The following is a 25,451-nucleotide window of genomic DNA, read 5'->3' as shown; positions in this document are numbered from 1 at the left end:
TTGTGAAGCTGGCTCTTGAAACCTAGATTCAAGGCCTGCGCTCCATTCTGGCAGCGCGAAACGAAAGAAGGAAACTCATCCATGACGAACGCGACCATGAACATCCTCCACATCGACGCCAGCGCCCGGCCGGGCCGTTCCGACACCGACCTGCACGGCTCGCACACGCGCCGCCTTTCCGCGCGCTTCGTCGAACGCTGGCTCGAGGCGCGGCCCGGCGACCGCGTCGATTACCTCGACGTGGGCCAGCAGCCGCCCGCGCACGTCAGCGGCCGCTGGATCCACGCGGCCTTCACGCCGCCCGCCGCGCGCGAGCCCTGGATGGCGCAGGTGCTCGCCGAGAGCGACCGGCTGGTCGACCAGCTCGTCGCGGCCGACCTGATCGTGGTGGGCCTTCCCATGTACAACTTCAGCGCGCCCGCGCAGTTCAAGGCGTGGATCGACAACATCGTGCGCGTGGGCCGCACCTTCGGATTCGACCGCTCGCGCGGCGCGGTGCCGTACTGGCCGATGCTGGCGGACGCGGGCAAGCGCGTGGTGCTGCTGGGCGCGCGCGGCGACCACGGCTACGACGCGGGCGGGCGCATCGCGCATCTCAACCACACCGAGAACAGCGTGCGCTCGGCGCTGGGCTACATCGGCATCACGGAGGTATACGAGGCAGCGGTGGAGTCCGACGAGTTCGGCGGCGAGCAGCTCGCCCAGTCGATTCGGCGCGCGGAGCAACGGGTGGACGCTCTGGTGGATGCGCTGCTGGAGTCTGCTGACACCACGCTGTCAGCAGCCACGGCCTAGGATTTCTCGCTCCACTTCCGGAGCGAAAAAAATGGTGCCCGACGCCCCCCGGTTGGAGCGCTTTCCGCGTCCACCCACCGCCGAACTCTTCAGCCAGCGCGTGCTGGATTTCGACAGAGCCGAGGGCTCGATCCGCCTGAGCTTCGTCGCCACCGACGCCTTCCTCAACCCCGCGGGCGCGGTGCAGGGCGGCATCCTGGCCGCGATGCTCGACGACACGATGGGGCCGGCGCTGTGGGTGCTGAACGGCGAGGAGACCTGCTCGGTCACCATCGACCTCAGCGTGTCCTTCCTCGCTGCCGCGAAGCCCGGCCTGCTGTACGGCGAGGGCCGCGTGGTACAGCGGGGCAGGACGATCGCCTTTCTCGAAGCCCGGTTGAGCGATGCCGACGGCCGTATTGTGGCGCGTTCCACGGCCAGCGCGCGCATCGTGAAGGGCTGATCCCGCTCAGTCCGCCAGCTGCTTGCGGAAGCCGATCGACAGCCGGTTCCAGCTGTTGATGGCGTTGATCGCCATCGTCAGGTTGACACGTTCCGCCTCGCTGAAATGGGCGGCCAGCGCTTCGTAGGCCTCGTCGGGCGCGTGGGTGAGCGACACCTGCGTCAGCGCTTCGGTCCAGGCCAGCGCTGCGCGCTCGCGCCCGGTGAAGAGCGGCGTTTCGTGCCACACGCACAGGGTGGCCAGGCGGCGTTCGGTTTCGCCGGCCTTGCGCAGGTCGGCCGAGTGCAGGTCGATGCAGTAGGCGCAGCCGTTGATCTGCGAAGCGCGCAGCTTGACCAGGTCGAGCAGCTTCGGCTCCAGGCCGAGTTTGCCGATGGCCGCTTCGAAGCCGATCATGGCCTTGAGCGCGTCGGGAGAAGCCTTGTAGAAGTCGAGGCGGGATTGCATGGCGCGGGCTCCTTCAATGGGTTGAGTGGTTCAATGCAGCCTCGATGCTAGGAGCGAGGGGCGTCGCCGCAGGCGGCCAATCCGGGGCATTCGCAGGAGACCAATCCCATGGAGTTGCACGTCGTCATCGAAGGCGACAAGGGCCTGGCCGGCCAGCTGTACCGGCAGTTGAAGGAGGCCATTCGCAGCGGCCGGCTTGCGGCGGGCGAGAAGCTGCCGCCGTCGCGGCTGTTCGCCCAGCAGTTGGGGTTGTCGCGCAAGACGGTGTCGGAGGCCTACGCCCGCCTGAGCTTCGAAAAGCTGCTCACGGGCCGCGTCGGCAGCGGCACCTTCGTGGCCCGGGACGCGGCGCGCAAGCCGGGCGCGGCAGCCACGCGGGCGCTGGCCGGGGGCGCCATGGTCGAGCACTGGCGCGGCATGAGCACACCGCTGCGGCACCCCGCGCCGGCTGGCAGCGCGCGCTACGAATACATCGGCGGTGCGCCGGCGCGCGATCTTTTTCCGCATGCGGACTGGCGCCGCTGCATGCTGCATGCGCTGCGGCAGGGCGCCCGCTCGCGCGGGCTGTACGGCGAGGCCGAGGGCCTGCCGGAGCTGCGCGACGCCATCGCGCGGCACGCGAGCTTTTCCAGGGGCGTGCGCTGCGTCGCGGCCGACATCCTCGTGACCAACGGCGCGCAGCAGGCGCTGGACCTGGTCGCGCGGGTGCTGGTCGAGCCGGGGAGCACGGTCGCGATGGAGGAGCCGGGCTATCCGCCGGCACGGCTGCTGCTGGCCGGGCAGGGCGCGAAGGTGGTGGGCATACCGGTCGATGGCGAAGGGCTGGTGGTTGAGCGCATTCCCGACGGAACGCGGCTGATCTACGTGACGCCCGCGCACCAGTTCCCGCTGGGCATGCCGATGAGCGAGGCGCGCCGCAAGGCACTGCTGAAGCGGGCCGACGAACTGGGCGCCATCGTCATCGAGGACGACTACGACAGCGAATTCCGCTACGAGGGCCGCCCGGCCGACTCGCTGCACGGCATGGATGCCAACGGCCGCGTGGTCTTCGTCGGCACCTTCTCGAAGACGCTGGCGCCCGATCTTCGGCTAGGCTACCTGCTCGCGCCGCCCGACGTGCTGGAGGCAGCCGCCACGGCCAAGTACCTGAGCGACTGCCACACCGCGACGCCGGCGCAGTCGGCACTGGCGAAGTTCATCGCCGACGGCGACCTCAACAGGCACATCCGGCGCTGCCACGCAGCCTATGCACCGCGACGCGAGCGCATCGTGCGGCGCTTCGCGGAAGATCTTTCGCCGTGGTTCGAGCTGGTGCCGATCTCGGCCGGAATCCACATGGCGGCGCTGTGCAGGCCCGAAAAAGGGGACCGGATCGACATGGACCAGCTGGTGCGGCTGGCGCGCCGGGTCGACGTGGGGCTGTATCCGCTGGCGCCGTTCTTCCATTTCTCGCCCCCTCGGGCGGGGCTGATGCTGGGGTTCGGCGCCATCGGCGAGGCCGACATCGACCCGTCGCTGGACCGGGTACGAGACGTGCTGTTGCAAATGGAATGAATCCGGCGGCGCCCGCGCCGCGTAAACCCGGTATCTTCCGCCGCAACCCGAACCCACCGATACTCAGAGACGGGAAACATTCGCGCCGCCGGCAACGTACCGGCCCCGAGCAAGTTCAATGAATCAAACAGGTCCCTCGAAATTCCGGTTCGGATTGCACACACGCCTGAGCCTGGGCGTGGCGGCGGTGGTCCTGCTGGCCACCTTCGCGATCGCCACCTTCGCCCTGCACTTTGTCAAGAGCAGCATGCGCGCCTCGATCGCGTCCGAGGAGTTCGCCCGGGTGGACGCCATCGCCGACGCGATCGACCAGAAATTCGGCAGCCGCCGCATCCTGCTGCAGACCTTCAGCGGCAGCGTCGAGGCCCAGGACTTCCAGGGCACGGCGGCGCTGCAGACCTTCGTGGAGAAGCATCCCTCGCTGCGCCAGGCCTTCGACAACGTCGCCTTCCTCGACATGGACGGCAACCTCGTGGCCAACCTCAACGGCGCGCAGGCGATCGGCAAGGTGAACGTCAAGGACAGGCCCTATTTCCAGCAGACGGTCGCCTCCAGGACGGGCCTGGTGTCCGAGCCCTACCGCAACCGGCTCAACGGACTGGCGCAGGTGGCCATCACCGAGCCCGTGTTCGACAGCACCGGGCAGGTGCGCTTCGTGATCTCCGGCGCCATCAACCTGAAGGACCGCAGCGTGCTGGGCACGCTCGCCGACGTGAAGTTCGGCAAGACCGGCTACCTGTTCGTGACCACGGTGGACGGCATCGTGGTCGACCACCCGAACGCCTCGCGCATCCTGAATCACGTCCAGCCCAACGGCAGCGGCGGCGACGCCCAGATCCTCCGCGCGATGGCCGGCTTCCAGGGCTCCAGCGAAGGCGTCAACGAGGCCGGGGTGCCCAGCCTCTACGCCTTCGACCGCATGGTGCAGGCGAACTGGATCGTCGGGGCGATGTATCCGCGCAGCGAGGCCTTCGCGAGCATCAACGCCATCGAGCGCGGTGCCTGGATCGGCGCGCTCGCGCTCGCGCTGTGCGCCGGCGCGCTGACGCTGGCCGTGGTGCGCCGGCAGCTCACCCCGCTGGCGGAACTGCACCGTCACATGCAGTCCACCCAGCAGGCGCCCTCCGGCGGGGACGAAGGGACGCCCGTGGCGCAGCGGCGCTACGCCGCCGACGAGATCGGCGACCTCTCGCGCACCTTCGACGAGCTGATGGAGCAGCGGCGCGCCATCGAGCGCAGCCTGGCCCACAGCGAGGCGCAGGTCCGCATCATTGCCGACAGCATTCCGGCGATGGTGTCGCACGTCGACGCGTCGCTGCGCTACACCTTCGTCAATGCACACGTGCGGGCGCTGCACCGCGGCAACGGGCCGCTCGTCGGCCGCCTGATGCCCGACGTGCGCGGCCCGGCCGACTTCGCGGTCGTGGAGCCGCACTTCATGCGCGCGCTGGCCGGCGAGACCGTGATCCTAGAGAAATCGGGCGACCCGGCGCTGGGCATCGGCGACCGCACCTTCAAGGCGCACTACATTCCCGACCTCGACGCCCAGGGCAGGGTGTGCGGCGTGTTCTCGATGACCTTCGACATCACCGAGGAGGTCAACATCCGCCGCGCGCTGAGCGAACAGGAAACCCGCCTGCGCGACGTGACCGACAGCATCCCGGCGCTGGTCGGCTACTTCGACCGCCAGCAGAACTGCCATTTCGCGAACATCCGCGCGCGGCAGATGGCCGGCCTGGGCGAGAAGTCGGCGCTGCAGGGCACCACGCTGCGCTCGGCCCTGGGCAGGACGATCTATTCCCAGCTCAAACCGTACCTTCCGGTCATGTTCTCGGGCAAGAAGGTGCGCTTTCCGGTGCGCGCGCCGCTGCACGGCCGCCAGGGCTATTTCCAGGTCAACCTGATTCCCGACAAGAACCTGCGCGGCGAAGTGGTGGGCTTCTACCTGATGTCCTTCAACATCACGGCGCTGAAGGAAGCAGAGCTGCGCCAGGCCGAGAGCGAGCTGCGGCTGCGCGCCATCACCGACAACATGCCGGCGCTCATCACCTACATCGACCGCGAGGAGAAGATCACCTTCGCCAACGCCACCAGCCGCGAGTGGCTCGGGCTCGATCCGGCGCAGGTGCTGGGGCGCCACGTGCAGGAGGTGTCGGGTCGCGAGGTGTACGTGTCGCGCCAGCCGATGCTGGCGCGCGCGCTGGCGGGCGAGCGGGTGGAGTTCGAGGCGCGCATGCAGCGCGCCGGCAGCGAGCGCATCACGCAGGTCATCTACGTGCCCGACGTGCGCACCGACGGCGTGACGCACGGCATCTTCTCGCTGGCGCTGGACATCACGGCGCTGAAGGTGGTGGAGCACAAGCTCATCGAACTGGCGCGGCTGGACACGCTCACCGGCCTGCCCAACCGGCTGGCCTTCAACGAGTACCTGCCCGACGCGGTGCTGCGCAGCCAGCTCACCGGCCATGCGATGGCCCTGATGTTCCTCGACATCGACCACTTCAAGGCCATCAACGACACCATGGGCCACGCGGTGGGTGACGCCGTGCTTTCCGAATACGCGCGGCGGCTGCAAGGCTGCGTGCGCGGCACAGACATGGTCGCGCGGCTGGCCGGCGACGAATTCGTGCTGGTGCTGGAGGGGCTGGGCACGCCGGAGGCGGCCGCCATCGTCGCGGAGAAGATCGTGGACCGCGTCCACACGCCGCCCTTCGTGGTGGACGGCCAGCGCGTCGACGTGACGACCAGCATCGGCATCGCCTTCCACCGCGCGAGCGGCTCGTCGGCCACGGCCGAGGAACTGCTGGCACGCGCGGACGTCGCGCTCTACAACGCCAAGGCGGCGGGGCGCGACAGGTTCGCGTTCTTCATGCAGTCCGGCGGCTCGCACAGCGGCTCGCCGACGCGGCTGGAGCACTGACCGGCAGGATTCAGGAGACGCCCAGCACGTGGTTCTCGTGGCGACCGTCGCCCAGCGTGAACCAGGCCGTGCCCTTGCGGGTGAAACCGTGCTTCTCGTAGAAGGCGCAGGCGCGGCGGTTGCGGACGTTGACCGTGAGCCAGAGTGCATCGCTGCCCGTGCGGCTGCGCACCGTGGCGCGGGCCTCGAGCAACAGGGCGGAGCCTACGCCCGAGCGGGTGAAGGGCTCCTGCACGTAGAGAGTGCAGAGCTCGGTGCTGGCGGCGGGGAACAGCTCCTGCGGCGCGCCGAAGCGCAGTTGGGCGTAGCCGGCGAGATGGCCACCGGCCTCGGCGACGAGCAAGGCGTTGTCCGAATCGTTCATCCGTGCGGCGAACGCGGCCGGCGTGAACTCGTCCAGCACGTAGCGCGCGAGCAGCTCATTCACGCCTTCGGTCGCATAGGTGCTTAGCCAGACCTGGATGGACAAAGCCGCCAGCGCGGGAGCGTCGGCGGCGATGGCGGGGCGGATGTGGAGGCGAGTGCTGCGGGGCATGGGGCCGCGCGATTGTGCTCTCGCGCTCCCCCAGAAGAAGAGCTCAGGCCCGGGCCGAAGCGCAGTCGGCCAGCGCGTCGCGCGGCTCGCGCCTGTCGAGCGCGCGGCTCCACAGCGCGATGGCCAGGCCCACCAGCGTGAGCAGCGCGGCCACCCAGCCCAGCGCGCGCAGGCCGGGGCCATGGTCGATCACCACGCCGCCGACCCAGGCACCAAGTGCGTTGCCGAGATTGAAGGCCGCGATGTTCAGGCTCGAAGCCAGGTTCTGACCGGCGCCCGAAGCCTTCTCCAGCACCCGCAGCTGCATCGGCGCCACGGTGGCGAAGGAGGCCACGCCCAGCAGTCCGACGAACACCACTGCGGTGAAAGGCGTGCCGATGGTGAACTGCATTGCGCCGAGCACCACCGCCAGCGCCACCAGCGTGCCGAACACGGCGGCCATCGGCGCCCGGTCGGCCAGCTTGCCGCCGAGCAGGTTGCCGACCGCGAGGCCGCCCCCGAACACCAGCAGGATCGGCGACACGGCCGATTCCGACAGGCCGGTGACTTGGGTGAGTAGCGGCTGGATGTAGGTGTAGACCACGAACACACCAGCGAAGCCGAGCACCGTCATCGCCAGGCCGAGCAGCACCTGCGGACGCGCAAGCACGCCCAGCTCCTCGCGCAGCGGCGCGGCCTTGGCCTCTTCCTTGACGCGGGGAACGAACACCGAGAGCACCGCGAAGGCCAGCACGCCGATCGCCGTCACGGCCCAGAAGGTAGAGCGCCAGCCGAAATGCAGCCCCAGCCATGCACCGGCGGGCACGCCGAGCAGCGTGGCGGCAGTCAGGCCGGTGAACATGATCGCGATGGCCGAGGCGCGGCGTTCCGGCGCCACCAGCCCGGTGGCGACCACCGAGCCGACGCCGAAGAAGGTGCCGTGCGCCAGCGAGGTGATGACGCGCGCGGCCATCAGCATTTCGTAGTTGGGCGCGAGGGCACAGGCGAGGTTGCCGAGCGTGAAGATCGCCATCAGCGCGAGCAGCACCGTCTTGCGCGGCAGCTTGCGGGTGGCGATGGTGAGTACGGGAGCGCCGACCGCGACCCCTAGGGCGTAGCCCGAGATCAGCAGGCCGGCGGCCGTGATGGAGACGTGAAGATCCGTCGAGACCTGCATCAGCAGGCCCATGATGACGAACTCGGTAGTGCCTATTCCGAAGGCACCAGCGGTGAGGGCAAGTAGAGCGATTGGCATGATGGCTGTACTGTGAGGACGAATGCCATCGATGACTAGAATGCCACGGCTACATAGACTTGTGACTTGAAGTCACAGAACTGAGGAGGAGCCATGCCGCGCATCGAGGTCAACCGCTCCGGCGAAATGGAAGCCTTCGTGCAGGTGGTGGAGTCGGGCGGCTTCTCGTCCGCCGCGCGCCTGCTGGGCATGACGCCTTCGGCCGTGAGCAAGCTGGTGGCGCGGCTCGAGCTGCGCCTGGGCATACAGCTGGTGCACCGCTCGACGCGCAAGCTGCAGCTCACGCCCGAGGGCACGGAGTTCTACGAGCGCAGCCTGCGCGTGCTGGCCGACATGGACGAGGCCGAGCGCTGCGCCTCGGCCGGCGCCGCGCCTCGCGGGCGGGTGAGCATCAACGCCAGCGTCTCGTTCGGCCACCACAAGCTGGTGCCTCTGGTGCCGCGGCTGCTCGAGATGCACCCGCAGATCACGCTCGACATCGCGCTGACCGACCGCATCGTCGACCTGATGGACGAGCGCGCAGACATCGCGATCCGCTGGGGCCAGCTGCCGGCGTCGGACCTTGTGGCGCGCAGGCTGGGTGAAACCAGCCAGGCCATCGTCGCCGCACCTGACTACCTCGCCAAGTACGGCACGCCGCGCACGCCGCAGGAGCTGCAGGCGCACAACCGCCTTGGCTGGAGCTACCGCCGCAACACGCCCGACTGGCCGCTGCGCGTGGACGGCCGCATGCAGTGGCTGCCCGTTGCCGGCCCGGTGCGCGCGGGCGACGGCGAAACGCTGCGCCAGCTGGCCATCGCCGGGGCGGGCGTGGCGCGGCTGTCGCTGTATCACATACAGCACGACATCGACGCTGGCCGGCTGGTGCCGCTGCTGGAGGAATTCAATCCGGCCGAGGTGGAGCCGATCCACGCGGTCTACATCGGCAAGGCCGGCACGCTGCCCGCGCGGGTGCGGGCGGTGCTCGACTTCCTGGTGGCCTGCTCGGGCGTGGGAGGCGGGCGCTACACGATCAAGCGCACGGCGCCGATGCCGGGGAACTCGGCCGTCACCTGATCGCCGCGCCGGCAGGGCAGCACGCCCACCCATGAGCCCGTGGTGACGACGGTGCCGGCCGGTGCCGTCCGGCCGTTGCGCGTGATGTGGCGCAGCCAGATCGGCAGCAGCCACGCCGGATCGGCCAGGGGGTGCGTGCCTTCGCGCACTACCACTTCGGCATTGCCAATCTTCGTCTCGCAGCGCTGCGAGGCCCAGTCGACGGCGGCGAAAGGTTTCCACTCGCCGAGCACGAGCGCGCCGTGCACCTGCGAGTCGGCCAGGCGCAGCAGGGCGGGCGTGGAGGGGAGGTCCTGCCAGCGTGCATCGACGATTTCCACTGAAACCGCCATGGCGTCGATCAGCGCTGCCGAGTTTTCGTGGTCGAGCGTCGCAGCTCGCGCGGGCGTCACGTCGTGGCCGAGCCGCAGGGCGATCTCGGCCTCGATGCCGGGCGTGTGGAAGACGAGGTCGCTGAAATCCGCCGGGCTCTGCCGTACGCCTTCAGGCGGCAGCGGCGCATGCGTGAGCGTCGCGCTTCGCGAGCCGCCGCCCGACTTCCATGCGCGGGGCACGGGCTGGCTCTCGAACCAGCCGAGCGCCGACGCAACGGCGTCCTGCACTTCATAGGCCTGTGCCGCGGTTTCGAGTGTGTCGAGCCAGGGCGTGGCGTCGAGGGTGCGGTTGCCGCGGCGCGCGGCTACGAGTGCATCGGTGAGGGCGGTCTGGGATGGATTCATCTTCCGGATCTTCTCAGCAAAGCAGGCCCTTCAGGTCTCGACGTGCACGTTGCCGTCCTTCACCACCTTCGCCCACTTGGCAATCTCCGTGCTGATGAACTGCCTGAACTTGTCCTGCGAGCCGCCGCCGTCCTCCGCGCCGTAGGTGTCCAGCCGCTCCTGCACGTCGGGCATGGCCAGCACGGTGTTCACGTCGCGGTTCACCTTCTGCGCGATGGACGCGGGCAGCTTGCCCGGGCCGGCGAGGCCGTACCAGGTGGTTGCCTCGAAGCCCTGGAAGCCTTGCTCCTGCATGGTCGGCACGTTGGGGTGGCCCTTGGCGCGCTTGGTGCGCGTCTGCGCCACGGCGAGCACGCGGCCGTTCTTCACGTGTGGCGTGGCGGCGGTCATGGTCTCGAAGCTGTACTGGATCTGCCCGCCCATCAGGTCTGCCAGCAGCGGGCCGCTGCCCTTGTAGGGCACGTGCAGCGCATCGACGCCGCCTTGCAGCTTGAACATTTCCAGCGCCAGGTGCTGCGCCGAGCCTGCGCCGGCCGAGCCGAAGCTCAGCGTGCCGGGCGCGGCCTTGCAGGCGGCGACGATGTCCTTCACCGAGAGCGCCTTCTGCGCCGGGTTGGCGATCAGCAGGTTGGGCGTGACGCCCACCAGCACGATGGGCACGAAGTCGCGCTCTACGTTGTAGCGCAGCTTGGGCTGCAGGCTGGGCGCGAGCGCGTGGCTGTTGATGTGGGCCATCAGCAGCGTGCTGCCGTCGCTGGGCTGCTGCGCCACGTAGTCGGCCGCGAGCACGCCGGCCACGCCGCCCTTGTTCTCGACGATCACCTGCTGGCCCCACATCGTGGTGAGCTTCTGCGCGACCACGCGGGCCAGCGCGTCGGTGCCGCCGCCGGGCGGAAAGCCGACAACGATGCGCACCGGCCCCGTGGGCCACTCCTGCGCGAAGAGCCGGGGCACGCCCAGCGTGGCGGCCGCGGCGCCCGCAGCCTGGATCAACGAACGTCTCTGCATCTTCCTTGTCTCCGTCGTGGGTGGGGAATCCGATGCGCGCCGGCCGCGCCGTATACCTGTGCAGCGCCGATGGCGCTGCGTGCCTATGCGGCCTTCTGCAGCGCGGCCGGTGCCGTGTGGCTCGAGAAGTGGTCCATGGCGGCCTGCACGCCGCTGCCTGCCAGCTTGATGCCCGCGAGCTTCATGCCCATTTCGACACCGGCGACCATGGCCACCAGCGTCAGGTCGTTGCTGTCGCCCAGGTGGCCCATGCGGAACATGCGGCCCTTGAGCTTGCCCAGGCCGGTGCCCAGCGAGAGATCGAAGCGCTGGTGGATCAGCCGGCGCAGCGCGTCGGCGTCCACGCCCTCTGGCGTGATCACGCCGGTGAGCACGGGCGAATACACGGCCGGGTCGGCGCACTGGACCGGCAGGCCCCAGGCGTTGACGGCCGCGCGCACACCGGCGGCCCAGCGCTGGTGGCGCGCGAACACGTTGTCCAGGCCTTCGCCGAGGATCATGTCCAGCGACTCCGAGAGGCCGTAGAGCAGGTTGGTGTTGGGCGTGTAGGGCCAGTAGCCGTCCTTGTTCATCTCGATGATCTCGTCCCAGGCCCAGAAGGCCTTGGGCAGCTTCGCGGCCTTCGCGGCTTCGAGCGCGCGCGGCGACAGCGCGTTGAAACTGATGCCCGGCGGCAGCATCAGGCCCTTCTGCGAGCCGCTGACGCACACGTCCACGCCCCATTCGTCATGGCGGTAGTCGGCGCTGGCCAGGCCCGAGATGCTGTCGACCATCAGCAGGGCGGGGTGGCCCGCCGCGTCGATGGCCTTGCGCACCGAGGCGATGTCGGAGGTGACGCCGGTGGAGGTCTCGTTGTGCACCACGCACACGGCCTTGATCTTCTTCTCGGTGTCCTTGCGCAGGCGGGCCTCGATGAGGTCGGCCTGCACGCCGCGGCGCCAGCTCGGTGCGTGGGGCAGTTGCGCGTCGGTGCCCTGCCAGGCGAGGAATTCGGTGGAAAGGCCCAGGCGCGTGGCCATCTTCTGCCACAGCGAGGCGAAGTGACCGGTCTCGTACATCAGCACGTGATCGCCGGGGCTCATCGTGTTGGCGAGCGCGGCCTCCCAGGCGCCGGTGCCCGAGGCGGGATAGATCGCGACCGGGTGCCTCGTCTTGAAGATCTGCCGGATGCCGCCCAGCACCTTCAGGCCCAGCGTGCCGAACTCGGGCCCGCGGTGGTCGATGGTGGGCAGGCTCATGGCCCGCAGGATGCGGTCGGGCACCGGGCTTGGACCGGGGATCTGGAGGAAGTGGCGGCCGGTGGGATGGATGTCGAGTTGCAGCATGGACTCTCCTTTGCATCCAGTTTTGCATTCAAAATTCATTTTCTCTTGATGGTTTACCCTGATTAACCCGAGTTGTAGGTCGTCTTTTTTGCATTCAAAATGCATTCAAGGGACAAAACCATGACCGCCGAAATCATCGAGATCTCCAGGCTCGCGCTGCATGACCAGGTGGCCGCGCGCCTGCGCACCATGCTGGTCGAAGGGCTCATCGCGCCCGGGGCCAAGCTCAACGAACGCGAGCTGTGCCTGCAGCTGAACGTGTCGCGCACGCCGCTGCGCGAGGCCATCAAGCTGCTCGCGGCCGAAGGGCTGGTCGATCTGCTGCCCAACCGGGGCGCGGTGGCCGTGAAGCTCACCGAGGCCGATGTGCTCGACACCTTCGAGGTGCTCGCCATGCTCGAGGGCATGTCGGGCGAACTGGCCGCCCGGCGCATCACCGACGAGGAACTGGCCGAGGTGCGCGCGCTGCACTACGAGATGCTGGCCTGCTTCTCGCGGCGCGATCTCTCGGGCTACTACCGGCTCAATGCGCGCATCCACACGGCGATCAACGAAGCCGCCGCGAACCCGGTGCTGTCGAACACCTACCGCTCCATCAACGCCCGCGTGCAGTCGCTGCGCTTTCGCACCAACCAGAACGAGGCGAAGTGGAAGCATGCGGTCGAGGAGCACGAGCAGATGATCGACGCGCTCTCGAAGCGCGACGCCGAGGCCATGCGCAAGGTGCTGGTGTCGCACGTGCTGCGCAAGCGCGACACCGTGCTGGAGCTGCTGCGCGCAGGCGAGATCTATCCACCCACCAAGCCGGCCAGATCGGCCAAGCCTGCCAAAGCGACCTGATCACCATGCGCATCGACCCCGCCAGCCACATGCAGCCAGCCGGAACCGTTCTTCCGCCCAACGACACCTGCGAGCTGCTCGCGCGCCGCCTGCGCTCGCAGACTCAGGGCGAGGTGCTGTTCGACGACGCCTCGCGGGGCCGCTACGCCACCGACGCGTCGATCTACCAGATCACACCTGTCGGCGCCTTCGTGCCCACGAACGAGCGCGACATCGCGACCGCCATCGACATTGCCCGCGACCTGAAGGTGCCCGTGCTCGCGCGCGGCGGCGGCACGAGCCAGTGCGGGCAGACCACCGGTGCCGCGCTGGTGATCGACAACAGCAAGCACTTTCGCCGCGTGCTCGACGTCAACGTGGAGGAGGGCACGGCCACCGTCGAGCCGGGCCTGGTGCTCGACCACCTGAACGCGCAACTCAAGCCGCACGGGCTCTGGTATCCGGTGGACGTATCGACCAGCGCGCAGGCCACGCTGGGCGGCATGGCGGGCAACAACTCCTGCGGCTCGCGCTCCATCGCCTACGGGAACATGGTGCACAACGTGCTCGGCGCGAGCGCGTGGCTGTCGAACGGCGAGCTGGTCGAGTTCGGCACCGTCGGGTCGCTGGGCGTGCGCGCGGCGGGCATCGCGCAGTTCGTGCGCAGCCTCGCGCGGCAGCACCGCGAGGCGATTGCCGAGAACTGGCCCAAGGTCATGCGGCGCGTGGCGGGCTACAACCTCGACATCTTCGACAACCAGAGCGAGCGGCCCTACACGGCCGACGGCAGCGTGAACCTCGCTCACCTGCTGATCGGCTCCGAAGGCACGCTGGCCTACACCCGCAGCCTGAAGCTCAAGCTCGCGCCGCTGCCGTGCGCCAAGGTGCTGGGCATCGTCAACTTCCCGACCTTCCATGCGGCCATGGACTCGGCCCAGCACATCGTGAAGCTCGGGCCCACGGCGGTGGAGCTGGTCGACCGCACGATGATCGAGCTGAGCCTGGCCAACCCGGCCTTCAAGCCGACGGTCGAGACTGCGCTGATCGGCAAGCCGGCGGCCATCCTGCTGGTGGAGTTCTCGGGCGCCGACAAGGCCTCGCTGCTCGCGCAGCTGAAGCGGCTCGTCGAGCTGATGGGCGACCTCGGCCTGCCCGGCAGCGTGGTCGAGATGCCCGACGAGGCGCGGCAGAAGAACCTCTGGGAAGTGCGCAAGGCCGGCCTCAACATCATGATGAGCCTCAAGGGCGACGGAAAGCCGGTGAGCTTCATCGAAGACTGCGCCGTGCCGCTGGAGCACCTGGCCGAGTACACCGACGCGCTGACCGAGGTGTTCGCCAAGTACGGCAGCCGTGGCACCTGGTACGCGCATGCCTCGGTCGGCACGCTGCACGTGCGGCCGATCCTCGACATGCGCACCGACGGCGCCGCGAAGATGCGCGCCATCGCCGAGGAGGCGAGCGAGCTGGTGCGCAAGTACAAGGGCGCCTTCAGCGGCGAGCACGGCGACGGCCTGTGCCGCGGCGAGTGGATCGAATGGCAGTTCGGCCCGGCCATCAACGAGGCCTTCCGCGCGATCAAGCGCAAGCTCGACCCGATCGACCTGTTCAACCCCGGCAAGATCATCGACCCGCCGCGCATGGACGACGGCGCGCTGTTCCGCTTCGCGCCGCCCACCGCGCCCAAGCCGTACCGCCGCATCGAGCTCAAGCCCGTGCTCGACTGGTCCGCATGGAACGTCGACGCCGACCCCGTGACCGAGGAGACCACGGCGCCCGGCACCGGCGGCGACAGCACCGGCGGCCTGGCCAAGGCCGTGGAGATGTGCAACAACAACGGCCACTGCCGCAAGTTCGACGCCGGCACCATGTGCCCCAGCTACCGCGTGACGCGCGACGAGCAGCACCTCACGCGCGGCCGGGCCAACACGCTGCGGCTGGCGCTGTCGGGCCAACTCGGCCCCGACGCCTTCACCAGCGAGGCCATGCACGAAACCATGGACCTGTGCGTGGGCTGCAAGGGCTGCAAGCGCGACTGCCCGACCGGCGTGGACATGGCGAAGATGAAGGTCGAGTTCCTCGACCACTACAAGAAGCGCCACGGCCACACGCTGAAAGACAGGCTCGTGGCGAACCTGCCCGACTACGCCCACAAGGCCAGCCGCTTTCCCTGGCTGCTGAACCTGCGCAACAGCGTACCCGGCGCCGCATGGCTGGGCGAGAAGCTGCTGGGCTTCTCGGCGAAGCGCTCGCTGCCCGAGTGGCGCGGCGACACCTTCTGGCGTGCGCGTGCCAACGAGCCGGGCCTGTTCGTCGAACGCGAGGTGGCGCTGTCGATCGCGCGGCGCGGCGGCAAGGCGGCGGTGCTGTTCGTCGACACCTTCAACGGCACCTTCGAGAGCGAGAACGCGTTCGCGGCCGCGCGCGTGCTGCAGGCGGCGGGCTATGTGCTGTACACGGTCGAGAAGGGCAGAGGCGGGCATCACTGCTGCGGCCGGACCTTCCTGGCCAGCGGCATGGTCGACGAGGCCAAGAGCAAGGCCGAGGCGCTGATCGACGCGCTGCTGCCGCTGGCGCGCGCGGGCGTGCCCATCGTCGGACTCGAGCCTTCGTGCCTGCTCACGCTGCGCGACGAGGCGCTGGTGATGGGCTTCGGCGAGAAGGCCGAGCTGGTGGCGAAGCATGCGCTGCTGTTCGAGGAATTCATCGCCCGTGAGCGGAAGCAGGGCCGCTTCGAGCTGCCGCTGAAGCCCGCCGAGGCGCCCATCCTGCTGCACGGCCACTGCCACCAGAAGGCCTTCGGCGCGGTGAGCCCGGTGATGGAGGTACTCAAGCTCATTCCCGGCGCACAGCCCGAGCTCATCGAAAGCTCCTGCTGCGGCATGGCCGGCAGCTTCGGCTACGAGGCCAGCCATTTCGAGGTGTCGATGAAGATGGCCGAGGCCAGCCTGCTGCCCGCCATCCGCGCGAAGCCGGGTGCCATCGTGGTGGCCGACGGCACCAGCTGCCGCCACCAGATCGGCGACGGGGCGCAGCGCGAGGCGGTGCACGTGGCGGTGCTGCTGGAGCGGCACCTGCTGCATACAGACCCGGCGGCCGAAGCGGGTTGAGCGGCCGGCGCCTGCAGGCTCGCGGCGGCTGCCGCAGAATAGGCCCGCCTGCCGCCCGCCACGCCAATGCCGACGACGCTCGCTTCTCCATCCCCCATCTCCGCCCAGCCCACGCTGCGGCTTGCCTTCGCGCTGTCGATGGGCGCGGCTGTGTCGCTCGGCATCACGCGCTTCGCCTACGCGCTGCTGCTGCCGCCCATGCGCGCGGACCTGGGCTGGAGCTACGCGCTGGCTGGGGGCATGAACACGGCCAACGCGGTCGGCTATCTCGTCGGTGCGCTGGGCACGCCGGCGCTGATGCGGCGCTTCGGCGCGACACGGCTGCTGGTGTTCGGTGCGGTGCTGGCCAGCGTGTTCATGGCGGGCAGCGGCTTCGTCACCGATGCGTCGGCCCTGCTGCTGCAACGGCTGCTGGCGGGCGTGGCCAGCGCCTGGGTGTTCGTTGCGGGCGGGCTGCTCGCGGCCCGGCTCAGCGATGCGGGCTCCGCGCGCGGAGGTCTGCTGCTGGGCATCTACTACGGGGGCACCGGCTTCGGCATCCTGCTGTCGGCCTTGCTCGTGCCGCAGGTGCTGCGCGCGGCGGCCGGCGTGCCTCACGGATGGGCCTGGGCGTGGTGGGCGCTGGCGGTTGCGAGCGCGGCGGCCACCTGCCTGCTGGCCTGGGCGGGGCGTGCGATGCCGGAACAGCAGTCTGCTGCGCCCGCGGCGCCCGCCGCCGCGGCGGGCTCGGCACCGCCCGTCGCGCTGCATCGCTTCGGCTGGGCGCTTGCCGGCTATGCCCTGTTCGGCATGGGCTATATCGGCTACATGACCTTCGTGATCGCGCTGTTGCGCGAGCAGGGCGCCAGCGCAGGCTTCGTCACGCTGTTCTATGCCTTGCTGGGCATCGCATGCGTGGCGTCTTCCAGGCTGTGGGCAGGGCTGCTCGACCGGTATCACGGGGGGCAGCCGCAGGCACTGCTCAACGGGCTTCTGGGCGTGGCGACGCTGCTGCCGGTGCTGAGTTCGTCGGCGCCGGTGGCGCTGATCTCGGGCGTGCTCTTTGGCGCGGTGTTCCTGTCGGTGGTGGCCTCGACCACCGCGCTGGTGCGCCACAACCTGCCGTCTTCGCGCTGGGCGCAGGGCATCAGCGCCTTCACCATCATCTTCGCGCTGGGGCAGATCGTCGGGCCGACAGTCACGGGCTGGATCTCGGACGGTCCGGGCGGACTGGCGCGCGGGCTCGTGGCTTCGGCAACGGCCCTGTGGCTCGGCGCGGTACTCGCATCGCGCCAGCATTCGCTGCAAAGGGAGACATCGCGATGAGCGGCTTTGCCTTGTTCGAAACTTCCATCGGCATGTGCGCGCTGGCATGGGGCCCGCACGGGCTGGTCGGCGTGCAGCTGCCCGCCGACAACGGAGAGCCCGCCACGCGCGCGCGCATGCGGCAGCGATTTCCCGATCTGCAGGAAGGCCCGCCGAACGAAATGGCGCAGCGTGCCGTCGACGCCATCCAGGGCCTTCTGCGCGGCGTGCACGACGACCTGAGCCACATCGAGCTGGACATGAGCGGCGTCTCCGAATTCCACCAGCGCATCTACGCGATCGCGCGGCGCATTCCACCGGGCCAGACCCGCACCTACGGCGAGATTGCCGAGGAACTGGGCGACAAGGGCCTGTCGCGCGCCGTGGGCCAGGCCATGGGCCACAACCCCTTCGCGCCCGTGGTGCCGTGCCACCGCGTGCTGGCGGCGGGCAACAAGCCGGGCGGTTTCTCGGCCGGCGGCGGCGCGCTGACCAAGCTGCGCATGCTCGACATCGAGGATGCGCGGCCGAACGGAATGGCGTCGCTTTTCTAGGCAGCAGGCACCGGCAGCCGGTGCAGCGTCGCGATGCGCGACGCGAAGATGATCGCCGCCTGCAGCCCGAATCCCGCGAGCGCCAGCAGCAGGCAGGCCGGCTCGCCCCATGCGGCGCCGACCATGCCGCCCAGCGCCGCGCCTATCGGCCGGGCGCCGGCGTTGATCGTGAGGAACACGGCCGACACCCGGCCCAGCATCGTGGCTGCCGTCACGCTCTGGCGCAGCGTGGTCGATGTGATGACCCAGACCATCGGCCCCGCGCCGAACAGGAAGAACGAGAGCGCCGCCAGCGTCGCGGTCGGCACGACGAGCGTGGCCGCCATTGCTGCTGCAGCCAACACCGCGACCGAGGGGCCGACCTGTATCGCGCGGCCGAAGGGCAGGCACGCCACCACGCGAGGAGTCAGCAGCGCTCCGACGACCATGCCTGCGCCGTACATCGCCAGTGTGAAGCCCACCGCCTGCGCGCCGAGGCCGAGCACGCGCACGGCGTAGGGCACGTAGCCCGCCTGCAGCACGAACCACGAGATGTTGAAGACCGCGCCGGTCAGCAGCATCGGGCGCAGCATCTCGTGCTGCCAGACGAAGCGCGCGCCGTCGCGTACTTCGAGCAGCGGATGCCGGCTGGCGCAAGGGGCACGCGGTGCCTCGGCGAGGCGCAGCAGCAGGGCCACGGCAGCCGCCGAAAGCACTGCTGCCAGCACGAACGCGGCCGACGCGCCGGCCCAGGCCACGAGGGCACCCGCGAGCGCAGGTCCGGCGGTGAAGGCCGCGCTGCGCGCCAGTTCCAGCCGCCCGTTGGCCGTTGCCAGTGCGTCCCTCGGCACGAGCGCCGGCACCAGCGCGGGTGCCGCGACGCTGAAACCCACGGTGCCGACTGCGCCCAGAAATCCCAGCACCGCCAGCCAGCCGATGCTCAGCTTCGACGCGAACACCATCGCCAGCAACACGAGAAGCGACACCGCCCGCAGCCCCTCGGCCCAGACCATCAGCCGCCGCCGCGACATGCGGTCCGCGAGCAGGCCCATGGGCATCGAGACCAGCAGGAAGGGCAGGGTCTGCACGGCCGCGAGGAAGCCGATCTCGCCAGGCCCCGCGCCTAGCGCGAGCACCGCCACCAGCGGCACCGCCGCGAGGCTCAGCTGTTCGGCGGACTGCGCGGCTAGGTTGGACCAGGCGAGGTTTTGAAATGCGTGGGGGAGGGGCGTTGTTCGAGTCATGCCCTCATCGTGCTGGCGGCGGGCCTTCGCGGCTGGCCGTTTCCGGACGCGCGAGCGTCAACGCCGCGGCTTCTTCGCAGCTGGCTCGGAAGCTGGCGAGACAACCTCCATCACGAAATCGATGAAGGCCCGGACCTTCGCGGCCGGCAAGTGGCGCGACGGATAAAGCGCGTAGAGCGGGAGCCGCTCGTCGGGCCAGTCTGGAAACAGATCGACCAGCTCGCCCCGGTCGAGCTGCGGCTGGATGCCCACCGCCTTGATCTGCGCGACGCAGATGCCGGCGAGAACGGTTTCGAGCACCGTGCCTGGATCGGTGAGCAGCAGCCTTCCGGTGGTCGGCACCTTCAGGAGCTTGCGCCCGCGCTGGAACTCCCAGGCGTAGGGTTGACCGGTGACCGGGTTGCGCACCTGCAGGCAGGCATGGTCGGCAAGGTCCGTCGGCTTCGCGGGGCGCCCGTGTTGCGCGAGGTAGGCCGGCGTTGCGGCGGTGACCACGCGCGAATCCATCAGCTTGCGGGCCACCAGCGACGACGACGGCGGCTCGCCGAAGCGCACCGCGATGTCGAAGCCTTCGGCGACGAGATCGCCGAGCTGGTCGCGTGCGATCAGCTCCAGCGTGAGGTCGGGATGGCGCGCGAGAAAGCGCGGCAGGTGCCGCGCCAGCAGCAGGCGGGACGTGAATGCATCGGTGTTCACGCGAAGGCGCCCGCGCACCGCGCCGGACGCACCCGAAGCGATCGTCACCGCGTCCTCGATGCCGAGCACCAGCGGATTGATGTTGGCGTAGAGCTGCCGGCCTTCGTCCGTGAGGCTCAGTGAGCGGGTGGTGCGGTCGAACAACCGTATGCCGACGCGGCCTTCGAGCCGGGCGATGGCGCGGCTCACGCCCGAAGGAGTCAGGCCGAGCGCGTTGGCGGCGCTGGCGAAGCTGCCGCCTTCGACCACGGCGGCCAGCACGCTGACGTTGGAGAGGAGGCGTCCGTCGAGAGTCATCTTCTTATTCGTGATCAGGTGTCATGAATGATATGCACTGAGGTCGCTTCACTCAAAGATCGGTTCTTCCTACGATCGTGCCGTCGCATGCGTCAGCCAATCAATCGATCAAGTGAAGAAAAGGAAATCCCATGTACGCAATCACCGGAATCACCGGACAGGTCGGCGGCGCCGTCGCGCGTGCCTTGCTGGCAGAGGGCCAGCGCGTTCGCGCGGTCGTGCGCGACGAAGGCAAGGGCCTTGTCTGGGCCGGGCTCGGCTGCGAAGTGGCCGTCGCCGAGATGAACGATGCCGCCGCACTGGCGCGCGCCTTCGCCGGCACGGCCGGCGTCTTCGTGCTGCCGCCGCCGAACTTCGACCCCGAGCCGGGCTTTCCCGAGGTCAGGGCCGAGAACGCGGCGATACGCGAGGCGCTGGAAACCGCGCGGCCGCCGCGCGTGGTGTGCCTGTCGACCGTCGGTGCGCAGGCCGCGCAGCCCAATCTGCTGAGCCAGCGCACATTGCTGGAAGAGGCGCTGCGCACGCTGCCCTTCGCCGTCACCTTCCTGCGGCCCGCGTGGTTCCTGGAGAACCTGCGCTGGGACATCGCGCAGGCCCGCGAGCAGGGCCTGCTTTCCAGCTACCTGCAGCCGCTCGACCGTGCTGTGCCGATGGTGGCGACGGCCGACGTGGGCCGCGTCGCCGCCGAACTGCTGCTGCACGAGGGCGAACTGCCGCGTGTGGTCGAGCTCGAAGGCCCCCAGCGGCTGACTCAGCACGACATTGCCGCCGCGCTCACGCAGGTGCTGGGCCGTCCGGTGCACGCCGAAGCGGTGCCGCGCGAGAACTGGGGCGCGATCTTCCGCGCTCAGGGCATGCGCGACCCGGTGCCGCGCATCCAGATGCTCGATGGCTTCAATGAGGGATGGATCCGCTTCGAGAGCAACGATGCGAGCGTGCGCAAGGGCAGGGTGGGCGTGGCGGAGGTGATCCGCTCCCTTGCCGGCTAGGCAGCCTGCCGCGCCTGCATCTCTTCGAACCACTCGGCCACATAGCCCGCTTCCGGCGCAGCATCGGGCGCGAGGCCGTAGTAGTAGCGCTCCAGCGTCATGCGCAGCGTGGGCAGCGGCGACTGCAGGCGGCCCGAGGCGAGGTCGTGCGACACCAGCGATGTCGGCGCCAGCGCGATGCCCAGTCCGTCGACCGCCGCCTGCAGCACGAAGTGCAGGTGGTCGAACTGCAGCCGGCCCGCCGGGCGGGCGCGGGGGGCGCCGACCTGCTTCTTCCAGGCGTCCCAGTCGTCCTTGCGCGTGCGGGCCGAAAGCAGCACGTGCGAGGCGAGGGCGCGCAGGTCCGGCAGCGGGTGGGTCTTGAAGAGCGCAGGGGCCCCGACCACCAGCACTTCATCTTCGAGAAAGGGCTGCACCTCCATCGACGAGGGCCAGCCTTCCAGGCCCCGGCGCACCGCGATGTCGAAGCTGCCGATGGCCTCCTCGGGCATGACGGTGCTGGTGACGACCTGCGGCTCGATCTCCGGAAAGCGCTCGACGAAGGAGGGCAGGCGCGGAATGAGCCAGCGCACCGCGAAGGAGGGCCGCACGTTGATGCGCACGGCGCGCGCCGGTCCCTGCGACTGCAGCGCCCGCGCGGCGGCGTTGATCTGCGCGAGCGCCGGCTGCACCTCGGCGAAGAACTGCTGGCCCTCGGCCGTGAGAGCCACCTGCCGGATGCGCCGCTCGAAGAGCGCGATGCCCAGGAACTCCTCGAGGCTCTTGATCTGCCGGCTCACGGCGCTGTGCGTGACGTGCAGTTCGAGCGCCGCGCGCGTGAAGCTGAGGTGGCGTGCCGCGGCGGCGAAGGCGCGCACGGCGTTCAGGGGAGGCTCTCGAAGCGGCATGCGTGCGATTTTCTCACGCATGACGGTCGTTAATGTCGTTTGTCGGCGGGCGGCCGCCGCCTCACCATCGAGGCTCGATGTCACGCTCCGCACCCGCTCCCCAGACTTCCCCAACCGACCTGAATTCCCGCCATGCGGCGATGGCCCTCGGCCTCTCGCTGCCGGCCGACGTGGTGCTCTACCTGCTGCTGCCGATGTACGCCAGGGAGTTCGGCGTGACGCTGGCCGAGGCCGGCATGCTGCTCGCGGCCAACCGGCTGGTGCGCATCGCCGGTTACGGCTTCGTCGCCCGCTTCTATGCCCGCAACGGCGACCGGCTGACCTGCACCATCGCGGTGGTGGCTGCTGCTGCGTGCGGCCTGGGCTACGCCACGCTCTCGGGCTTCTGGGCGCTGCTGCCGCTGCGGCTGATGTGGGGCCTGTGCTTCGCGGCGCTGAACCTGTCGACGCAGGCGCTGGCCACGGCCGATCCGGTGGGCGCCGCGCGGCGCAACGGGCGTTCTCGCGCCTTCATCGCGATGGGGCCGGTGCTCGCGCTGCCTCTGGGGGCGCTGCTGGCGCAGTGGACAGGGCCGCGCGCGATCTTCGGCGTCCTCGCGGTGTTCTCGCTGCTGGCGTGCTTCGTCACGCGGCGGCTGCCGTCGGCGCCGCATCCAGTGGCCAAGCCGGTGAAGCGCTTCAAGCTGCCCAACAGCCTCGACGGCTGGTCGTTCATGGAAGGGCTGGCGCTCGACGGGCTCTTCATCGTCGGTCTCTCTTACCTGGGCAAGGACCTGCTGCCGGGCGGCGCTGTGATCGTGGCCGGCGTGCTGATGGCGCTGCGCTATCTCGCGGAGATCCTGCTGAGCCCGGTCGGCGGGCGCATGGCCGAGCATTTCGGCGCCGAGCGCCTGCTGGTGAGCCTGTCGCTGGTCACCGCCATCGCGCTCATGGGCTTCGGCCTCGGCTGGCTATGGAGCTGCGCGGCGCTGATCGTGGTGCTGCGCGCCTTGCAACTGCCGCTGTTGCCGCCCATCGTGGCGCGACGCACGCCGGGGCCGGAGCGCGTGCAGGCGCTGGCGGCGCGCTCGGTATGGCGCGACATCGGCGCCGGTGCCGGGCCGCTGATCGCAGGGCTGCTGCTGCCGGTCGCCTCGCCGCCCTGGATCTACGGCGTGGCCGCCTTGCTGCTTGCGCTCGCGGCGCTGGCCTGCGGCTGGGGCGCGTCGACACAATCGACCAACATCCAGCAAGGAAGTGCATGACGACCTCTCACACCATCGGAACCGTCTCCCAGCTCGAAGCACTTTTCGGGGTGCCCGGCGACGCCTCACTCAAGAAGCAGGTGCCGTACCTGCACCCGAACTACCAGGCGCTGATCGCCGCTTCGCCCTTCGCGGTGCTCGCCACCATCGGCCCGGGCGGGCTCGATGCCTCTCCGCGCGGCGACCCGCCGGGGTTCGTCGTGGTACAGGACGAGAAGACGCTGCTGATGCCCGAGCGGCGCGGCAACAACCGCATCGACAGCCTGCGCAACATCGTGGCCGACCCGCGCGTGGCGCTGCTTTTCCTGATCCCGGGCGTGGGCGAGACGCTGCGGGTGAACGGCAGGGCGCAGATCTCGGTCGAGCCGGCGCTGCTGGAGCGCTTCGCCATGGAAGGCAAGCTGCCGCAATGCGTGATCCGCGTGACGGTGGAGACGGTGTTCTTCCACTGCGCGCGGGCGATCCAGCGTTCGAAGCTGTGGGCGCCGCTGCCGACGGATGCAAGGCGAGAGGTGCCGACGCCGGGCGCGATCCTGTCGGCGCTGACCGAATCCGCCTTCGACGGGGAAGCCTACGACCGGGAGCTGCCGGCGCGGCAGCGAGCGACGCTCTACTGAGCCGGCGCCATGACGAAAAAAGCCCGCGGAAGCGGGCTCTTTCCTGCGGTCCGTGGACCGATGGGGCGGATCAGCGCACCCAGTGGCAGACGCGGTGGTGATGGCGCGCGTCCCACTTGCACACCTTGTGCTTCTTGGGATGGTGGTACGGCGCGGCGGAGGCGGCCGGTGCCAGCAGGGCGAGGCCTGCGAAAGCGAGGATGCTGGAGAGGATGAAATGCTTGGTCTTCATGGCGTTCTTTCTAGGCAATGACATCGATGGACGGGAAATGCGTCGCTGAATGGGCGCCCTTGCAAAACGGCTGTGGGCAACATTCAGATGACGTTTGTGCTGCGCGGCGCGTGAAAAACCTCACCAACTGCGGCACATGGAATAGCGCCCGGGCAGCGTTGTTCGATCAGGCCCTTCCAGGCGATGCCGCCTGTTCGGTGCGCGCGTCGTGCCCGATGATCAGCACCAGCCCGACGGCCACCGCCGACAGCATCGCCAGGAAGAGCACCGCGTAGAAGTCGTTGCCCGTCCTGTCCTTCAGCGTGCCGAAGATGGTCGGGCCGATGTAGCCGCCCAGGTTGCCGATGGAGTTGATCCACGCGATGCCCGCCGCGGCGGCGGTACCGCTGAGGATGGCGGTGGGCAGCGTCCAGAAGGTGGGCAGGGCGCTGAAGATGCCGAAGGCGGCCAGCGTCACGGCGGCCATCTTCGGCACCGGCGCGGAGGTCTGGGCGGCCAGCACCAGGCCCAGGAAGATGCAGGCCAGCGGAATCAGCAGGAACCACTTGCGCTCCTTGCGCGCATCCGATGCCCGCGTCCAGAACAGCATGGCAATGGCGCCCACCAGGTACGGGAAGGCATTGATGAAGCCGATCTCCACGTTGCCCAGCCCGCCGAAGCCCTTGATGATCTGCGGCAGGAAGAAGCTCAGGCCGTACAGCGGCACCGTGATGCCCATGTAAACGAAGCCCAGGCCGATCACGCGCGGGTTCAGCAGCGACTGCTTCCACGAGATCTTGTTGATCGACTCGCGGTTGGCGCGCTCGGCGTCCAGCGTGCGCTGCAGCCAGTTGCGCTCCTCGTCGGTGAGCCACTTGGCGTCCTTCGGGCCGTCGGGCAGGTACATCAGCACGAAGAAGGTCAGCACCAGCGAGGGCACCGCCTCCAGGATGAACAGCCACTGCCAGCCGTGCATGCCGCCGATGCCGTCCATGTTGAGGATGTAGCCCGAGATGGGTGAGCCGATCACGGTGGAGATGGGTATGGCGAACATGAACCAGCCCACGATGCGCGCCCGGTACGCCGCCGGAAACCACAGCGTGATGTAGAAGATCACGCCAGGGAAGAAGCCGGCCTCGGCGATGCCCAGCAGGAAACGCACGACATTGAAGCTGGTCGAGCCGCCCACCCAGGCCTGCGCGGCCGAGAGGATGCCCCAGCTGAACATGATGCGGGCGATCCAGCGGCGCGCGCCGAAGCGCTCCAGCGCCATGTTGCTCGGCACCTCGAAGAGGAAGTAGGCCAGGAAGAAGATGCCGGCCGCGCTGCCGAACACGGCGGCGGTGAAGCCCAGGTCCTTGGACATGGCCGCGCCGGCGAAGCCGAGGTTCACGCGGTCGAGGTAGGCGATGAAGTAGCTCACCATCAGAAGCGGCAGCAGTCGCCAGCTGATCTTCGAGATGGTTCTCTGTTCGACGGGATTCATGG

Annotated in this window: 23 protein-coding genes; 12 read left to right on the top strand and 11 right to left on the bottom strand. The window is 69.2% G+C overall.

Going from position 1 to position 25,451, the window contains the following annotated elements; genetic code table 11:
* Positions 1–81 precede the first annotated feature (81 nt).
* Together ABL838_RS15950 and ABL838_RS15945 are read left to right on the top strand one after the other, a co-directional pair.
* Positions 82–795, top strand: coding sequence for an FMN-dependent NADH-azoreductase (locus ABL838_RS15950; protein WP_418121143.1), 714 nt, complete (start codon positions 82–84; stop codon positions 793–795).
* A gap of 31 nt (positions 796–826) precedes the next feature.
* Positions 827–1,237, top strand: coding sequence for a PaaI family thioesterase (locus ABL838_RS15945; protein ID WP_418121142.1), 411 nt, complete (start codon positions 827–829; stop codon positions 1,235–1,237).
* Between the two features lie 6 nt (positions 1,238–1,243).
* On the opposite strand, the gene ABL838_RS15940 is transcribed toward ABL838_RS15945, so the two are convergent.
* Complete coding sequence (locus tag ABL838_RS15940) at positions 1,244–1,684, bottom strand: carboxymuconolactone decarboxylase family protein (RefSeq protein WP_184637741.1); 441 nt, start codon at positions 1,682–1,684, stop codon at positions 1,244–1,246.
* A gap of 108 nt (positions 1,685–1,792) precedes the next feature.
* Between ABL838_RS15940 and ABL838_RS15935 the strand changes: the two genes are divergently transcribed.
* A complete protein-coding gene (locus ABL838_RS15935) occupies positions 1,793–3,238 on the top strand; it encodes a PLP-dependent aminotransferase family protein (protein WP_418121141.1) in 1,446 nt (481 codons plus the stop codon).
* A 154-nt stretch (positions 3,239–3,392) separates the two neighbouring features.
* On the top strand, positions 3,393–6,158 hold the full coding sequence (locus tag ABL838_RS15930; RefSeq protein ID WP_418121140.1) for a diguanylate cyclase domain-containing protein: 2,766 nt from the start codon (positions 3,393–3,395) through the stop codon (positions 6,156–6,158).
* Between the two features lie 10 nt (positions 6,159–6,168).
* On the opposite strand, the gene ABL838_RS15925 is transcribed toward ABL838_RS15930, so the two are convergent.
* Together ABL838_RS15925 and ABL838_RS15920 are read right to left on the bottom strand one after the other, a co-directional pair.
* Entirely contained in the window at positions 6,169–6,693 is a 525-nt protein-coding gene (locus ABL838_RS15925; protein WP_418121139.1) for an N-acetyltransferase family protein, read from the bottom strand.
* A 43-nt stretch (positions 6,694–6,736) separates the two neighbouring features.
* Positions 6,737–7,927, bottom strand: a complete 1,191-nt coding sequence (locus ABL838_RS15920; protein WP_418121138.1) for an MFS transporter — start codon at positions 7,925–7,927, stop codon at positions 6,737–6,739.
* Between the two features lie 93 nt (positions 7,928–8,020).
* Here ABL838_RS15920 and ABL838_RS15915 point away from each other — a divergent pair, with 93 nt between their 5' ends.
* Positions 8,021–8,983, top strand: a complete 963-nt coding sequence (locus ABL838_RS15915) for a LysR substrate-binding domain-containing protein (protein ID WP_418121137.1) — start codon at positions 8,021–8,023, stop codon at positions 8,981–8,983.
* On the opposite strand, the gene ABL838_RS15910 is transcribed toward ABL838_RS15915, so the two are convergent.
* From ABL838_RS15910 to ABL838_RS15900, 3 genes are all read right to left on the bottom strand, one after another.
* Positions 8,932–9,702: a fumarylacetoacetate hydrolase family protein gene (locus tag ABL838_RS15910; RefSeq protein WP_418121136.1), complete on the bottom strand. Its 771-nt coding sequence runs from the start codon at positions 9,700–9,702 to the stop codon at positions 8,932–8,934. The genes ABL838_RS15915 and ABL838_RS15910 overlap by 52 nt on opposite strands.
* Positions 9,703–9,732: 30 nt before the next feature.
* The gene (locus ABL838_RS15905) at positions 9,733–10,710 is read right to left on the bottom strand and encodes a Bug family tripartite tricarboxylate transporter substrate binding protein (protein ID WP_126020094.1); all 978 of its coding nucleotides are present in this window, start codon (positions 10,708–10,710) and stop codon (positions 9,733–9,735) included.
* An 83-nt stretch (positions 10,711–10,793) separates the two neighbouring features.
* The gene (locus tag ABL838_RS15900; RefSeq protein WP_418121135.1) at positions 10,794–12,035 is read right to left on the bottom strand and encodes a pyridoxal-phosphate-dependent aminotransferase family protein; all 1,242 of its coding nucleotides are present in this window, start codon (positions 12,033–12,035) and stop codon (positions 10,794–10,796) included.
* Positions 12,036–12,155: 120 nt separating this feature from the next.
* Between ABL838_RS15900 and ABL838_RS15895 the strand changes: the two genes are divergently transcribed.
* The 4 genes from ABL838_RS15895 to ABL838_RS15880 all read left to right on the top strand — a co-directional run bounded on the left by ABL838_RS15895 (position 12,156) and on the right by ABL838_RS15880 (position 17,799).
* On the top strand, positions 12,156–12,875 hold the full coding sequence (locus ABL838_RS15895; RefSeq protein ID WP_418121134.1) for a GntR family transcriptional regulator: 720 nt from the start codon (positions 12,156–12,158) through the stop codon (positions 12,873–12,875).
* A gap of 5 nt (positions 12,876–12,880) precedes the next feature.
* Positions 12,881–15,961 carry an FAD-binding and (Fe-S)-binding domain-containing protein gene (locus tag ABL838_RS15890; protein WP_418121133.1) on the top strand — a complete coding sequence of 1,027 codons (3,081 nt, stop codon included), beginning with the start codon at positions 12,881–12,883 and terminating at the stop codon, positions 15,959–15,961.
* Between the two features lie 66 nt (positions 15,962–16,027).
* On the top strand, positions 16,028–17,266 hold the full coding sequence (locus ABL838_RS15885) for a YbfB/YjiJ family MFS transporter (protein ID WP_418121132.1): 1,239 nt from the start codon (positions 16,028–16,030) through the stop codon (positions 17,264–17,266).
* Positions 17,263–17,799, top strand: coding sequence for a methylated-DNA--[protein]-cysteine S-methyltransferase (locus ABL838_RS15880; RefSeq protein ID WP_418121131.1), 537 nt, complete (start codon positions 17,263–17,265; stop codon positions 17,797–17,799). The genes ABL838_RS15885 and ABL838_RS15880 overlap by 4 nt, the downstream gene beginning before the upstream one ends.
* Here ABL838_RS15880 and ABL838_RS15875 read toward each other — a convergent pair.
* Positions 17,796–19,022, bottom strand: coding sequence for an MFS transporter (locus tag ABL838_RS15875; RefSeq protein WP_418121130.1), 1,227 nt, complete (start codon positions 19,020–19,022; stop codon positions 17,796–17,798). The genes ABL838_RS15880 and ABL838_RS15875 overlap by 4 nt on opposite strands.
* 57 nt (positions 19,023–19,079) lie before the next feature.
* A complete protein-coding gene (locus ABL838_RS15870; protein ID WP_418121129.1) occupies positions 19,080–20,015 on the bottom strand; it encodes a LysR substrate-binding domain-containing protein in 936 nt (311 codons plus the stop codon).
* A gap of 131 nt (positions 20,016–20,146) precedes the next feature.
* Here ABL838_RS15870 and ABL838_RS15865 point away from each other — a divergent pair, with 131 nt between their 5' ends.
* Positions 20,147–21,004, top strand: a complete 858-nt coding sequence (locus tag ABL838_RS15865) for an NmrA family NAD(P)-binding protein (protein WP_369662261.1) — start codon at positions 20,147–20,149, stop codon at positions 21,002–21,004.
* Here ABL838_RS15865 and ABL838_RS15860 read toward each other — a convergent pair.
* A complete protein-coding gene (locus tag ABL838_RS15860) occupies positions 21,001–21,891 on the bottom strand; it encodes a LysR substrate-binding domain-containing protein (RefSeq protein ID WP_184637767.1) in 891 nt (296 codons plus the stop codon). The two genes, ABL838_RS15865 and ABL838_RS15860, sit on opposite strands and share 4 nt — an antisense overlap.
* Before the next feature lie 77 nt (positions 21,892–21,968).
* On the opposite strand from ABL838_RS15860, the gene ABL838_RS15855 reads away from it, so the two are divergent.
* Positions 21,969–23,135: an MFS transporter gene (locus ABL838_RS15855; protein ID WP_418121128.1), complete on the top strand. Its 1,167-nt coding sequence runs from the start codon at positions 21,969–21,971 to the stop codon at positions 23,133–23,135.
* Positions 23,132–23,752: a pyridoxamine 5'-phosphate oxidase family protein gene (locus ABL838_RS15850; RefSeq protein ID WP_418121127.1), complete on the top strand. Its 621-nt coding sequence runs from the start codon at positions 23,132–23,134 to the stop codon at positions 23,750–23,752. The genes ABL838_RS15855 and ABL838_RS15850 overlap by 4 nt, the downstream gene beginning before the upstream one ends.
* A gap of 70 nt (positions 23,753–23,822) precedes the next feature.
* Here ABL838_RS15850 and ABL838_RS15845 read toward each other — a convergent pair whose 3' ends face one another.
* Entirely contained in the window at positions 23,823–23,984 is a 162-nt protein-coding gene (locus ABL838_RS15845) for an HHHH-motif protein (RefSeq protein WP_165909549.1), read from the bottom strand.
* 166 nt (positions 23,985–24,150) lie between these two features.
* A complete protein-coding gene (locus ABL838_RS15840) occupies positions 24,151–25,449 on the bottom strand; it encodes an MFS transporter (RefSeq protein WP_369662263.1) in 1,299 nt (432 codons plus the stop codon).
* Positions 25,450–25,451: the final 2 nt, after the last annotated feature.

Origin of the sequence: Variovorax sp. 160MFSha2.1 (assembly GCF_048305075.1) — a bacterium.
Classification (GTDB): domain Bacteria; phylum Pseudomonadota; class Gammaproteobacteria; order Burkholderiales; family Burkholderiaceae_C; genus Variovorax; species Variovorax guangxiensis.
The sequence above is the reverse complement of the archived record's forward strand: the minus strand, read 5'-3'. Positions and strand labels throughout refer to the sequence as shown.